Here is a 12,953-nt window from a genome sequence, read left to right as displayed (position 1 = left end):
ACTAATCATTAAAGTTGAATCATGACCGAATTATCCAAATACAGAAACATTGGTATCTTCGCTCACGTTGACGCGGGTAAAACCACGACCACCGAGCGTATCCTTAAGCTAACCGGTAAGATCCATAAGATCGGTGAAGTACATGATGGTGAATCAACCACAGACTTCATGGAACAGGAAGCTGAGCGCGGTATCACCATTCAGTCAGCAGCAGTAAGCTGTTTCTGGAAAGACCACCGTTTTAATGTTATCGACACTCCAGGCCACGTTGACTTCACTGTTGAAGTTTATCGTTCGCTAAAAGTGCTTGACGGCGGTATCGGTGTATTCTGTGGTTCAGGCGGTGTTGAGCCTCAGTCAGAAACAAACTGGCGTTATGCTAACGATTCTGAAGTTGCGCGTATCATCTTCGTAAACAAGTTAGACCGTATGGGTGCTGACTTCTTACGTGTTGTTAAGCAAACTAAAGACGTATTAGCGGCTAACCCATTGGTTATGGTTTTACCAATCGGTATTGAAGACGAATTCATTGGTGTTGTTGACCTACTGACTCGTGAAGCTCACGTTTGGGATGAATCTGGTTTACCAGAAAACTACGAAATTCAACCTGTTCCAGCTGATATGGTTGACCTAGTTGAAGAATACCGTGAAATGTTAATCGAAACAGCTCTTGAGCAGGATGATGCTCTATTAGAAGCTTACATGGATGGTGTTCAACCATCTATTGAAGACGTTAAGCGCTGTATCCGTGCGGGTACTCGTACAATGTCTGTGTTCCCAACATACTGTGGTAGCGCATTCAAAAACAAAGGTATGCAGTTATTATTAGATGCAGTTATTGATTATCTTCCTGATCCAGTTGAAGTTGATCCACAGCCTCTAACTGACGAAGACGGTAACGAAAATGGTGAGTTCGCCATTGTTGATGTTGATGCGCCATTTAAAGCATTAGCGTTCAAGATTATGGATGACCGTTTTGGTGCATTAACCTTCGTACGTATCTACTCTGGCCGAATCAAGAAGGGTGACAACATCCTTAACTCGTTTACTGGTAAAACAGAACGTGTTGGCCGTATGGTTGAGATGCAAGCCGATGAGCGTAACGAATTAGATTCAGCTCAAGCGGGTGACATTATCGCTATTGTTGGTATGAAGAACGTACAAACGGGTCACACGTTATGTGATCCTAAGCACCCTTGTACGCTTGAAGCCATGGTATTCCCTGAGCCTGTTATTTCTATCTCTGTAACGCCAAAAGATAAAGGCGGTTCTGAGAAAATGGGTATCGCTATTGGTAAAATGATTGCAGAAGATCCATCTTTCCGTGTTGAAACTGACATTGATTCTGGTGAAACTATCCTTAAAGGTATGGGTGAACTTCACTTAGACATTAAGGTTGATATTCTTAGACGTACTTACGGTGTAGACCTAATTGTAGGCGAGCCTCAAGTTGCTTACCGTGAAACTATTACTCGTGAAATCGAAGATAGCTACACGCACAAGAAACAGTCTGGTGGTTCTGGTCAGTTTGGTAAAATTGATTACGTTATTCGCCCTGGCGAGCAAAACACTGGCTTCACGTTCACCTCTAAAGTTGTTGGTGGTAACGTACCTAAAGAATTCTGGCCTGCTGTTGAGAAAGGTTTCAAAAGCATGATGAATACAGGTACTATCGCTGGTTTCCCTGTGTTAGACGTTGAACTTGAACTTCAAGATGGTGCTTTCCACGCAGTTGACTCGTCAGCTATCGCGTTTGAAATCGCCGCTAAAGGCGCATTCCGTCAATCTATGCCTAAAGCGGGTGCACAACTTCTTGAGCCTATCATGAATGTTGACGTATTCAGCCCAGAGGACAACGTTGGTGACGTTATTGGTGACCTTAACCGTCGTCGCGGTATGATCAAAGATCAAAATGCTGGTGTTACAGGTGTTCGTATTAAAGCTGACGTACCGTTATCAGAAATGTTCGGTTATATTGGTTCATTACGGACAATGACTTCTGGTCGTGGTCAATTCTCTATGGAATTTGCTCATTACGCACCATGTCCAAACAGCGTTTCTGAGAAAGTTGTTGCTCAAGTTAAAGAGCGTAAGGCTGCTGAAACTAAGAAGTAATTCTCGTTTCAATTGACTAAAAAAAACCGTTGCCTAGGCAGCGGTTTTTTTATGTTTTTTTTATGCCCTTGCTACGATATAAAAACAGTTATGATATAAGAGTAGATGTTATTCATAACTGTTTCTGCTGAGCGCTAATAGCGCTTTTGCTGGCGGGGTTAAGGGTAAGTTTTCTCGCCATATTAATGCGAGATCCCAAGTCATTGCGGGATGCATCGGTTTAAATACCAGTCTGCTATTACTTAATCGTTGGCAAATGGGTTCGGGTAAAATCGCGACGCCCAAGTTTGCTTCAACCATCGCGGCTAAAAAATCCCATTGACCCGTTCTAAAGGCTATATTGAGTTGCACCCCAGCTTCACGGCTTAAACGGTTAATTAACTTTGCTAATGAAAAATCTTCGTTATAAAGAATGAATGGATAAGATTCAAAGTCTTGCCAGCGTATCTCCGCTTTATCTGTGAGTGGATGTCCTTCGGGTAAGCATGCAAGTAAGGGATATTTAGTCAGTGGTTGATTCGATAACTCTGTTTTATGGGTTGTCGGCAGTGCGGTAAACGCAATATCTAGACTGTTGTTCAATAGTGCTTGTTCGCAACCAAAGCCGCCATACTCGTACATCTGTATTTCAATCCCCGGATATTGCTGCCGATAATTGGTCAACAAGCTGGTAATTAAACTGCTCATCATAGGGCAGACGCCAAGCCGTAATAGTCCTGTTTTTAAGCCATTGAGGTTGTTAATATCTTCTTGAAGTCGATGCCAATGACCCAAAATTTCCTTAGCACTTTTTTCGAACAATTGCCCTGCTTGAGTTAGCTCAACCTTTTGATTGTTCCTAATCAGCAATTTCTCACCCATATTGTCTTCTAAACGCTGGATGATTTTTGTGAGTGTCGGTTGAGTCATAAAACATTTTTCTGCCGCCCGGGTAAAGTTTTCAGTTTCAACTAAGGTCAGAAAACTCTGCAAGTTCTTGATTGAAATGTTCATGCTTAAATGGAATCCATATTATGTTATTAATTCATTTTACGGATAAAGCATAAACGATTACTTTGAACTAGTTAACAAAACGGGGAATACCAATGAAATCAATTTCTAATTTATGGGTCGGTGCGTTGTGGCAAGCCGCCATGCCGCTTGAAAATGAAGCGCAAGCATTACCGGTTACGCAGATAGCTCGAACTGTGCCAGAAACGCCATTTCACAAAACATCAAAATAAAAAAACCAGCCTAGGCTGGTTTTTTTAGCTTTTTTGTGATGTTAGTTAACCATGTTAGCGGCCAATGCTGGATCGGTTAACCATGCCACTTCAACAGAAGTGGCATTGCTCAAGTCATCGCCCTGTCTGAGTTAGCTCAACCTTTTGATTGTTCCTAATCAGCAATTTCTCACCCAAATTGTTTTCTAAACGCTGGATAAGTTTTGTGAGTGTCGGGTGAGTCATAAAGCCTTTTTCTGCCGCCTGGGTAAAGTTTTCAGTTTTAACTAGCGTCATAAAGTTCTGTAAGCTACTGATTTAAAAGTTCATGCTGAAATGGAATCCATATTATAGTATTAATTCATTTTACGGATGAAGCATAAAAGATTACTTTGAACTCGTTAACTGACACGGAGAACAACCAATGAAATCAATTTCTAATTTATGGGTCGGTGCGTTGTGGCAAGCCGCCATGCCGCTTGAAAATGAAGCGCAAGCATTACCGGTTACGCAGACAGCTCGAACGGTGCCAGAAACGCCATTCCACAAAACATCAAAATAAAAAAACCAGCCTAGGCTGGTTTTTTTTAGCTTTTTTGTGATGCTGGTTAACCGTGTTAGCGGCCAATGCTGAATCAGTAACCATGCCACTTAACAGAAATGGCATTGCTCAAGTCATTGCCCTGCCTGAGCTAGCTCAACCTTTTGATTGTTCCAGATAAGCCATTACTCGCGGATATTATCTTTGAAATGCTGAATGATTTTGGTCGGTGTCGGTTGGGTTATAAAGCCTTTTTATGTCGCCCGTATAAAGTTTTCAGTTTCAACTAAAGTCAGAAAACTCTGCAAGTTCTTGATTGGAATGTTCATGCCTAAATAGAATCCACTCTATGATAATTATTCATTTTACCTATGAAGCATAAAAGATTACTTTGAACTCGTTAACAAAAATGAGGAATGGCAATGAAATCAACTTCAAGTTTATGGGTCGGCGCATTATGGCAAGCGGCGATGCCTGAGAAAGATGAGATCCAATCATATAATGTATCACAAACTGCAGCAGAACCGAGTGCGCAGTCTGTCCAGCACAAATCTCAAACAATAAAACCAGCTTAGGCTGGGTTTTTTTTAAGCATTTTTTGCTATGCGAGTTGACAGCATTATCTACACATTTTGAATAGATAAAAAAAGCCACTTCAATAGAAGTGGCTTTTTTAAATTGAAGCTAGAAGGACGTTATGCCCTCGTGGCTTACTTGGTTGTAAATGTGTTTTCCACTAGTTCCTGTTTATTGTTTGCTTGGGCAACATGGCACTGTACACAGAAGTAGTTCATGCCATTTAATGTGCCTTTGTCATCGACTACGTGTGATTTTGCCACTGGCGTTGCTTTCATTCTTTTGGCTTTGTCCCAAGCATGGCATGTCAAACAGCCGTTTTTATCTGTGGTGATACGATAGCTGTCTTTATGAGGGATCAGCGGCGGTTGCTGGGCAAAGCTGCGTGGGATAGCTTTTCCTCGAGTAGGATAAGTTGCCATAGCATCGGCTGGCGAATTGTCGTTTATGGCGACGTTACCTGCACGAGACTCTACTTGAACAGGGGTGCTGTCTGCTAAAGCTTGCTGTCCAGAATAGGCGTTAAGGCTTAATAGTATAGCCGCGACGCTAAGTAGTTTTTTCATTTTCATCTCCGTTACATCCTAATGAATGTAGAAATTGAGCATCATAGCTGTCATGGCTGAATCACCCAATGACAGCAGCAGTGAATATAAAAGGCGTATTAAGCTTTAAATATTTTCACTGGACACTTCTTGAAGTCAGTTTCTTTTGATAAGGGATCCGTTGCATCTAACAGCAGCTTGTTCACTAATTGCTTGGCGTCGAAGAATGGCATGAATACCACGCCTCTTGGCGGCTTATTACGGCCTTTGGTTTCCACTCTGGTGTTGATTTCACCGCGCGGAGAGGCAACGGTAACTTCATCTCCTTGGGCTAAACCGCGCGCCTTAGCGTCTGCTGGATGCATAAAGACCTGAGCACTTGGCATGGCTTTATGCAGTTCCGGTACTCGAGCGGTCATTGACCCTGTATGCCAATGCTCTAGAACTCGCCCGGTGGACATCCACAGATCAAACTCTTCATTAGGCTCTTCTGCAGCGGGTTCATAAGGCAATGCAAATATAACGGCTTTACCATCTGGTTTACCGTAAAAATTGAAGCCTTCACCTTTTTTGACGTAGGGATCGCTACCTTCAACAAAGCGACGAGTGGTTTCTTTACCATTGACGACCGGCCAACGTAATCCTCGTGTTTGGTGATAAGTGTCAAAGTCGGCTAAATCGTGCGCATGTCCGCGGCCAAATTGAGCATATTCTTCGAAAATACCTTTCTGTAGATAAAAGCCAAAGTGTTCATTTTCATCGTTATAAGTACCTTTACAATCGCTTACTGGGAACTTATTGATTACGCCATTAGCAAATAGCACTTCATACAAGGTTTTATCGGCTAGCTCAGGTTGCTTAGCGATTAACTCTGCTGGCCAGACTTCACTAACTTTAAAGCGCTTAGAGAATTCAACCAGCTGCCATAAATCTGACTTAGACCCTTCAGGCGTTGGTACGAGCTGATGCCAAAAATGAGTGCGACGTTCCGCATTACCATATGAGCCTTCTTTTTCAACCCACATTGCGGTTGGCAGAATTAAGTCAGCAGCCATTGCGGTGATGGTCGGGTAGGGATCTGAGACCACAATGAAGTTTTCTGGGTTACGAAAACCAGGGTAAATTTCATCATTAATATTAGGGCCTGCCTGCATGTTATTTGTACACATGGTCCAATAACAGTTTAATTTACCATCTTTGAGCATGCGACTTTGCTGTACTGCATGGTACCCAGGTTTGGCGGGAATGGTACCCGCTGGGACTTGCCATAGTTTTTCAGTGATTTCACGATGTTTAGGATTTTTTACTACCATATCAGCAGGTAGACGATGCGAGAACGTCCCTACTTCACGGGCAGTACCACACGCTGATGGTTGACCTGTTAGTGAAAATGGACTGTTGCCTGGAGTGGCTATTTTTCCGGTTAATAAGTGAATGTTGTAGAGCATATTGTTGGCCCACACACCACGAGTATGTTGGTTAATACCCATGGTCCATAAGCTCATTATTTTAATGTCAGGATCGGCATAGGCTTTTGCCATAATTTCTAGATTTTCAACCGGAACGCCGCTCATTTCTGACGCGTATTCAGCTGTATAAGTACTGACAAATTTGGCATAGTCTTCAAAGCTAATGGGTGTAGAGCTCCCGTTACCTGAATTTTTGGCTTTCTTTTCCAACGGGTGTTCTGGGCGCAGGCCGTAACCAATGTCAGTGGTACCTAAAGCAAATTTAGTGTGTTTGCTGACAAAGTCTTTGTTCACTGCTTTGTTTTGAATAATGTAGTTGGCAATATAGTTTAAGATGACTAAGTCTGTCTGCGGCTTAAACACCATGGCATTGTCTGCTAAGTCAAAGCTGCGGTTTTCATAGGTAGAAAGCACATGTACGCGGGCATCTTTATGGCTTAATCGACGATCAGTTAGGCGCGCCCATAAGATGGGGTGCATTTCTGCCATGTTGGCGCCCCACAATACAAAGTGATCAGCCGCTTCTAAGTCATCATAGCAACCCATAGGTTCATCAATACCAAAGGTACGCATAAAGCCACCCACAGCAGATGCCATACAATGGCGTGCATTAGGGTCAATATTGTTGGTTAAAAAGCCCGCTTTGTGGAGCTTAGATGCCGCGTAGCCTTCCCAAATAGTCCATTGACCCGAACCAAACATGCCGACTGATGTAGGGCCTTTTTTGGCAATACTGGCTTTCCATTTTTCGGCCATCGTATCAAAAGCAACATCCCAACTTACAGGGGTAAAATCGCCTTCTTTATCATACTTACCATCTTTCATTCTGAGTAATGGCGAGGTTAATCTGTCCTTGCCATACATGATTTTGGATAAGAAATAACCTTTAATACAATTTAAGCCTTTGTTAACAGGGCTTTCTGGGTCACCTTGGGTGGCAACAATTTTACCATTTCGTGTTCCCACTAAAACGCTACAGCCTACACCGCAAAAGCGACATGGGGCTTTATCCCATTTTATTTCACTTTTACCTTCAGCTGCTTGAACGATATTAATTGGAATAGCGATACCCACGGCCGACGCTGCTGCGGCAGCGGCGTTGGCTTTTAAAAACTCGCGACGACTGATGCTCATGGTGTTCCTCACTCTTAGAATGTTGTTCTTGTTTCGTGATAGTCATTGGAGGTGACGTGATAGAGTGAGTCTAGACCTTACTAACGACATGGGTATACCTCCGAATGGGTATAGTGGTTAATAGTTGTGCAAGGTCACATTTTTCAGCGTGATGTAAATCTCATTTCTATAATTAGGGATATGCTGTTTTAGAGTTTGCTTGTAAAGCTTCTCATGCTTGAAATGCAGGGTTTTTAGGTGATGAAAGCTAATATATGCGAGGAGATAAAAAGGGAGTGGGTATATTATATGGCTTTACAGCAGTAAAGGTTATGCTCTTAATAGGTATTAAGCGACTAAAAGCCTAGATTCTAGGACGCTGCGTGGCTAGATCCTATAACATCTAGGTAGCAAGCGATATCGAGCGATGACATACGATAACAAGCGACGTCCAGGGATAACAAGCGATAACGAGCGATAACGAGCGATGTTCAGGGATAACAAGCGATGACATGCGATAACGAGCGATGTCCAGAGATAGCAAGCGATGACATACGATAACGAGCGATGTCCAGAGATAGCAAGCGATGACATACGATAACGAGCGATGTCTAGAGATAGCAAGTGATGACATACGATAACAAGCGAATAAACGAAAAAGCTGAAGCATAGAGCCTATAAAATCTTAGCAGCGAAGCGGTCTCTAGCAGCAAAGCGACACTAGAACCTAGTTGCTAGGACGCTGCGTGGCGTTAGCGATAACCAGTCAACTCCATATATCCCTTTCCTTGGTGACTGCCGGCAATGGTAATAGGGCCTTCCCAATATGAGGTCGACACTAACATGTCACTGTTAGGGTTGAGTGCTTGGGCGGTAATGTCTATTGCTTCACTCTTGATGCCAATACGCCACGCAATAGGATGATAGCCTAATGCTGTTTGTTGCCACTGAGTCGGTTCCATTGAGATATCATTGGGATTATCTTTACTGTTGATATTGCGACCACTGCCATCGGCAAACATTCTTCTGGCACTGTAAAAGTTATCCTTGTTAGTTTGTCCGCGCAGCCTAAACACCATCAGTGTTGAATCATCGTCTAAACGCAGTGAAAACCAGTCCCAGCCCTGTTGGGCTTTGGTTAAAAATTGTGAGCTCCATTCGCGGTCAAGCCAAGCTTTACCGCTGACTTTTTCGGTAACACCATGACGGGTAATTTGGCCTGTGACATCGATAAAGGGCTGGCTGTAGTAGTAAGACGCGACACTTTGGTCGGCACTTTTACTGCTATAACCTTGCTTGCCTTGTAATTGCAGAGGTTGTTGACTGTTTAGCTGTAATTGGTAGCTAAATTGATCATTGTTTACCTTGAGCGTGGCTGGGAATAGGTTGTTAGATTGACTCTGCCATTGCCAGTTTTGTAAATGCACTTGAAATGGTTGCGGTTCAACACCAGCAAGTTGAGGGTGAGCGCGCGACCATTTCTCGGCGATTAAATGTTCAGCTGCAGATGTGACTGCGGCGTGGGCCATATACAGCTGATCCGTTGCCCATGCAGGAGGACGATTCATTGATAACTCGGGGGATGGCAGCGCAGGTGATTGCGCAGTAGACGATGGTGTTTTTGGTGCCAGCGCGATACGGAACTGGGTCCATTGTACCCCTACGTCCTCGCCTTTAGTGGTGGTTAAATTGGCCGTTAAATACCACCATTCAATTTTAAAGCCATCATGGGCTAGATGATCCGCTGGAAACACTAAATTGTGATCGGGTAATACTTGTTGATATCCCGTACTTTGGCTTGCGGTCATATTGGCTATGGTGGATGACGTGTGCTCAGATGACGGGTCTGAACAGCCACTTATCAGTATCATTAAGCCGATCAGCAGTGTGCTAAGCTTGGCATATAAGGTGATCTGCTTGGCGTTATTCATAAGACTTCCTGCTGCAGGCTTGATATCAATGGTTTGCGGGTTTGCCAATACAAAGGCAGGCACACGGCAATGACACTGCTGGCTAGTGCAATCAGCACTACTTGAGCATAAGCTTGCCAATCCCATACCATGGCTATCGTCCAACCAAAGGCTTGTAGGGTCACTTTGTTGATCAACAAATAGCCCAATAGTGCACCTGTGGGCATGGCTAGTAAACAGGTTAAAAATACAATGATCAGCATTTGGGATAACACCATTACCCGCAGTTGCTGGCGGTTGACACCTAAAGCGTATAAGCGGGCTAATGGCGCCAGCCGTGCTTGAGTTAACATGATGCACGCGCTAAACAAACCAATAGCTGCGACCAGTAATGTGAGGCTATTCAACACCACAGTAATTGAAAAGGTGCGCTTGAAAATCTCGATGGCTTGTGATTTTATGCCTTGCTGGCTATACATTTGAGCGGATGAAATCCCCAAGGTTTGAGTGAGTTGTTGCTGTATCTCGTTTAGCTCGCCAGCATAAATTATCGCTAAGCTGATAGGCTTGATAGGTAGCTTATTCGTTTGCCAAGTGAGGTGATGGATAATGGCTTCGCCCATGGGATTACCATAGTCATAATAAATGGCTCCCACTGTCATAGATGAGGCGGTTAAACGGTCAATTTGTACCTTACTGCCAAGTTGTAGGTTCAATTTAATGGCTAATGGTTCGCTTATCATTATGCTGTTGTTCGCGCCAAAATCTTGCCAGAATTGTGGTATTTGGCCTTTAAAAATAGTGGTGTTTTTGAGCGAGTATATATCACGGCTAATCAGCGAAATAGGAGTATTGGTCGATGTCGGCTCAATTTCTGCAGTAGGCGTCCTTGATGAGCTCAGAGCTGCAGAACTTATTATTGCTGAGGTTTTCCATTGCTGATAAACCCCGGTGACTTTGGGTTGTTGTTGTAAAAAACCCTCCAGTTTACTCATGTCGCTTGGATTAGGTATGATGTATAAATCGGCATGTAAACGGGCGTTTAACCATTGTTTTAAGGTGATTTCAAAGCTACCTACTAAGGTGTTCATAGAGATATTGGCACAAATAGCCAACAACATCGCCATCATAGCTAACGATAATGGAGCAATGATATCTTTAGTTTCAGCAACCCCATATTGCCATAGGCCTTTAGGAAATAAGGGCGTAATAAGAGTGAGCATGCTACCCAATAATTGGGGCAGTAATAAAGGAATCGCAATAGTGACGACACCGAGTAAAGCTAAACTATATCGGTAATTTTCAGTCAGATTAAATAGCAGATACGCGCCAAGTAACATGACGACACCAAGGTAGAATTGTTTACGATGTAAACGACGGTAGTGGCGCTCTTGTTTATGGGTGCCTTGGGCTAAAGGAGTGTTTATCAAGTTGGTTAACATGGGGATGCAGGCGCCCATTGCCGAAGCCAAGGTTAAGCCAAAAGCTTGTAAAAACCATGACCATTGCCATATTCCAGGCATTAATCGAGCGTCGTAAAGTTGTTCTAATGTCAGCGCAACCATGGGCTGCAGCCATTGTGAAAGTTGTAAACCAGTAATAAAGCCAATGATGCAGCCAATCAGTACCAATATGAGTAATTCGCACAAAAGCGCGATCATTAAGCTGAATTTATCAATACCTTGCTGCATTAATTGGACAAATAACTTTTGCCGTTTCATTAAGCTATAACGAACCCCGTTATAGGCAATAAATAACCCAACAACAAATGCTAACATGCTCATGGCATTTAAATTTAAATGAAAGCTCTCGGTCAAAGCGCCTAGTGCCTCACCTGTGTCTACTGTAGTGATATTGATTCGGTTGGTATCGATACCGGCGGCTAATAACGTTTGCTTAATAGATTGCTCAAACGAAGGAGGGTTATCGGGCGAAAGTACCTCAGTGGCCGTTGTCGTAGGAGCAAATACCGCGATATAACTTAATTTTCCCTGCATGTTCAGCAGGGGCTGCGCCAGAGACATATCCATTAATAAGGCGCTACCCAACCCCAATTTGTCGTCGACCTGTAGCACATTAAGCTTAATGTTATTAAGCGTGAAGTCGCCATTAGGGGCGATGCGCTTAGCTTGGCTTTGGCTCATCATAATGGTGGGCTGACCATTAAGCAGCTGGCTTAAATCGATGGTCGATGAGGTTAAACTGGCACTTGAGATTGTGGTGTTTTTTGCACTATGTGCTAGCGCTGACACCACATCGCTACCCGTGACTTGCCACAATTGGCCATCAGGGCTGGTCGCCAATCCTTCTATAATCGCTAGACTGTCTATTCCCGCTTGAGATAGGGCAAAATAAACCTGTTCATTGATATCACTGCTGCTGTTATTGCTCAGGTTAAAACTGGCCCGTTGGCTTAATAATTCGGTGGCGCTACTGTAGCTTTGTATGGCATTTTCGTTAGTTGCTTTGACGCCAATCAGTAAGGTGACGGCGAGTATAATACCGATTAAAATGGCGCTCGCTTGTATGGGTGAGTGCTTATAGTGGCGGTAAAAAACCTGTAAGCAGAGACGGACGTTAATTAGTGACATGGCAATCACTCATAAGCTAATGGGGTGATGTTGCGCAGATGCTCTATGCTACCACCGTGTAAATGAAGGTGAGTTTGCATAAAGTCAGCACATTGCTGGCTATGGGTCACCATCACCACGCAGGTATTAGCTTGCTTGGCCAGTGAGGTCAGTAGCGTCATGACTTGCAATCCGGCTTGTTGGTCTAAATTACCTGTGGGCTCGTCGGCAAGCAATAAAGGCGGTTTATGGGCTAAGGCTCTGGCAATTGCGACACGTTGCTGTTGCCCACCGGATAAATTCTCTACCTTACGTTGAAGTAACGAACTTATGTCCAGTTGTTCGCAGAGCTCATCGCACCATGGCGTCCATTTTTGGCCATTCATTGCCAATGAAAAGATGATATTGTCACGCACATTAAGTGGCGTCAGTAAATTAAATTGCTGAAAGACGACCCCAAGATATTGACGGCGGTATTGACTCCATTGCTTATCTTTCCAGGGCGTTACCGATTGTTTCTGGCCATCGATATGAATGAATAATTCGCCGCTGTCGATAGTCTCAAAGCCGCCAATGATATTAAGTAAGGTACTTTTACCACTGCCACTAGGGCCCATAAGGGCAACGGTTTGCCCTTGGTATAACGTCAGATTGACTTGATTGAGCACAGAATGGAATGACTCGCCATCGCGAAACCCTTTATTAATATTTTCTAAGGTAACGAGAGGTTCCATAGTGACTCCATAACTGATGAATGTAATGAGTTATTTGGGTTTAATGAATTTATTTAATTCGTTAACAATATTAATCATATACCTAATATGAGTCAAATAGATCGCCTTGGCTATAAAAAAACAAAAAGCGAACCCAAGGTTCGCTTTTGTAGATGTATTTAGTCGGTTAATAATATGA

The 12,953-nt window shown here is 43.4% G+C and carries 10 protein-coding genes and 2 pseudogenes; 4 read left to right on the top strand and 8 right to left on the bottom strand.

Annotation, left to right across the window (positions count from 1 at the left end; genetic code table 11):
* Window positions 1–21 precede the first annotated feature (21 nt).
* The gene (gene fusA / locus AAEY93_RS06650) at window positions 22–2,115 is read left to right on the top strand and encodes an elongation factor G (protein WP_101032891.1); all 2,094 of its coding nucleotides are present in this window, start codon (window positions 22–24) and stop codon (window positions 2,113–2,115) included.
* Window positions 2,116–2,223: 108 nt separating this feature from the next.
* Here fusA and AAEY93_RS06645 read toward each other — a convergent pair whose 3' ends face one another.
* The gene (locus tag AAEY93_RS06645; protein ID WP_351075577.1) at window positions 2,224–3,108 is read right to left on the bottom strand and encodes a LysR family transcriptional regulator; all 885 of its coding nucleotides are present in this window, start codon (window positions 3,106–3,108) and stop codon (window positions 2,224–2,226) included.
* Between the two features lie 92 nt (window positions 3,109–3,200).
* Between AAEY93_RS06645 and AAEY93_RS06640 the strand changes: the two genes are divergently transcribed.
* Window positions 3,201–3,338 (top strand): hypothetical protein, encoded by a 138-nt coding sequence (locus tag AAEY93_RS06640; protein ID WP_351075574.1) that lies wholly within the window; start codon window positions 3,201–3,203, stop codon window positions 3,336–3,338.
* A 117-nt stretch (window positions 3,339–3,455) separates the two neighbouring features.
* Here AAEY93_RS06640 and AAEY93_RS06635 read toward each other — a convergent pair.
* Window positions 3,456–3,635, bottom strand: a pseudogene (locus AAEY93_RS06635) (helix-turn-helix domain-containing protein); the annotation flags it as partial.
* Between the two features lie 106 nt (window positions 3,636–3,741).
* Here AAEY93_RS06635 and AAEY93_RS06630 point away from each other — a divergent pair.
* The gene (locus AAEY93_RS06630; protein WP_164839409.1) at window positions 3,742–3,879 is read left to right on the top strand and encodes a hypothetical protein; all 138 of its coding nucleotides are present in this window, start codon (window positions 3,742–3,744) and stop codon (window positions 3,877–3,879) included.
* A gap of 167 nt (window positions 3,880–4,046) precedes the next feature.
* Here AAEY93_RS06630 and AAEY93_RS06625 read toward each other — a convergent pair.
* Window positions 4,047–4,187: pseudogene (locus AAEY93_RS06625) on the bottom strand (LysR family transcriptional regulator); the annotation flags it as partial.
* 93 nt (window positions 4,188–4,280) lie between these two features.
* Between AAEY93_RS06625 and AAEY93_RS06620 the strand changes: the two are divergent.
* Complete coding sequence (locus AAEY93_RS06620) at window positions 4,281–4,433, top strand: hypothetical protein (RefSeq protein ID WP_335687566.1); 153 nt, start codon at window positions 4,281–4,283, stop codon at window positions 4,431–4,433.
* Between the two features lie 135 nt (window positions 4,434–4,568).
* On the opposite strand, the gene AAEY93_RS06615 is transcribed toward AAEY93_RS06620, so the two are convergent.
* From AAEY93_RS06615 to AAEY93_RS06595, 5 genes are all read right to left on the bottom strand, one after another.
* Complete coding sequence (locus tag AAEY93_RS06615; RefSeq protein ID WP_124013999.1) at window positions 4,569–5,000, bottom strand: nitrate reductase cytochrome c-type subunit; 432 nt, start codon at window positions 4,998–5,000, stop codon at window positions 4,569–4,571.
* A 98-nt stretch (window positions 5,001–5,098) separates the two neighbouring features.
* Window positions 5,099–7,582 carry a nitrate reductase catalytic subunit NapA gene (napA, locus tag AAEY93_RS06610; RefSeq protein WP_101032888.1) on the bottom strand — a complete coding sequence of 828 codons (2,484 nt, stop codon included), beginning with the start codon at window positions 7,580–7,582 and terminating at the stop codon, window positions 5,099–5,101.
* Between the two features lie 731 nt (window positions 7,583–8,313).
* Window positions 8,314–9,492: a lipocalin-like domain-containing protein gene (locus AAEY93_RS06605; protein WP_351075569.1), complete on the bottom strand. Its 1,179-nt coding sequence runs from the start codon at window positions 9,490–9,492 to the stop codon at window positions 8,314–8,316.
* Complete coding sequence (locus AAEY93_RS06600) at window positions 9,489–12,062, bottom strand: ABC transporter permease (protein ID WP_124014001.1); 2,574 nt, start codon at window positions 12,060–12,062, stop codon at window positions 9,489–9,491. The genes AAEY93_RS06605 and AAEY93_RS06600 overlap by 4 nt, the downstream gene beginning before the upstream one ends.
* A gap of 5 nt (window positions 12,063–12,067) precedes the next feature.
* Window positions 12,068–12,775 carry an ABC transporter ATP-binding protein gene (locus tag AAEY93_RS06595; RefSeq protein ID WP_101032885.1) on the bottom strand — a complete coding sequence of 236 codons (708 nt, stop codon included), beginning with the start codon at window positions 12,773–12,775 and terminating at the stop codon, window positions 12,068–12,070.
* Between the last annotated feature and the right edge of the window lie 178 nt (window positions 12,776–12,953).

Source organism: Shewanella sp. CAL98-MNA-CIBAN-0140 (assembly GCF_040309905.1).
In the GTDB taxonomy this organism is placed as follows: domain Bacteria; phylum Pseudomonadota; class Gammaproteobacteria; order Enterobacterales; family Shewanellaceae; genus Shewanella; species Shewanella psychromarinicola.
This window is presented reverse-complemented; position numbering and strand designations above follow the sequence as displayed.

What these genes read in the sequence shown, in the direction of transcription:
- fusA (WP_101032891.1), top strand. Translation starts at nt 22, where the DNA reads ATGACCGAATTATCCAAATACAGAAACATTGGTATCTTCGCTCACGTT.
- AAEY93_RS06595 (WP_101032885.1), bottom strand. Translation starts at nt 12,775, where the DNA reads ATGGAACCTCTCGTTACCTTAGAAAATATTAATAAAGGGTTTCGCGAT.
- AAEY93_RS06630 (WP_164839409.1), top strand. Translation starts at nt 3,742, where the DNA reads ATGAAATCAATTTCTAATTTATGGGTCGGTGCGTTGTGGCAAGCCGCC.
- napA (WP_101032888.1), bottom strand. Translation starts at nt 7,582, where the DNA reads ATGAGCATCAGTCGTCGCGAGTTTTTAAAAGCCAACGCCGCTGCCGCA.
- AAEY93_RS06615 (WP_124013999.1), bottom strand. Translation starts at nt 5,000, where the DNA reads ATGAAAAAACTACTTAGCGTCGCGGCTATACTATTAAGCCTTAACGCC.
- AAEY93_RS06640 (WP_351075574.1), top strand. Translation starts at nt 3,201, where the DNA reads ATGAAATCAATTTCTAATTTATGGGTCGGTGCGTTGTGGCAAGCCGCC.
- AAEY93_RS06605 (WP_351075569.1), bottom strand. Translation starts at nt 9,492, where the DNA reads ATGAATAACGCCAAGCAGATCACCTTATATGCCAAGCTTAGCACACTG.
- AAEY93_RS06645 (WP_351075577.1), bottom strand. Translation starts at nt 3,108, where the DNA reads ATGAACATTTCAATCAAGAACTTGCAGAGTTTTCTGACCTTAGTTGAA.
- AAEY93_RS06620 (WP_335687566.1), top strand. Translation starts at nt 4,281, where the DNA reads ATGAAATCAACTTCAAGTTTATGGGTCGGCGCATTATGGCAAGCGGCG.
- AAEY93_RS06600 (WP_124014001.1), bottom strand. Translation starts at nt 12,062, where the DNA reads ATGTCACTAATTAACGTCCGTCTCTGCTTACAGGTTTTTTACCGCCAC.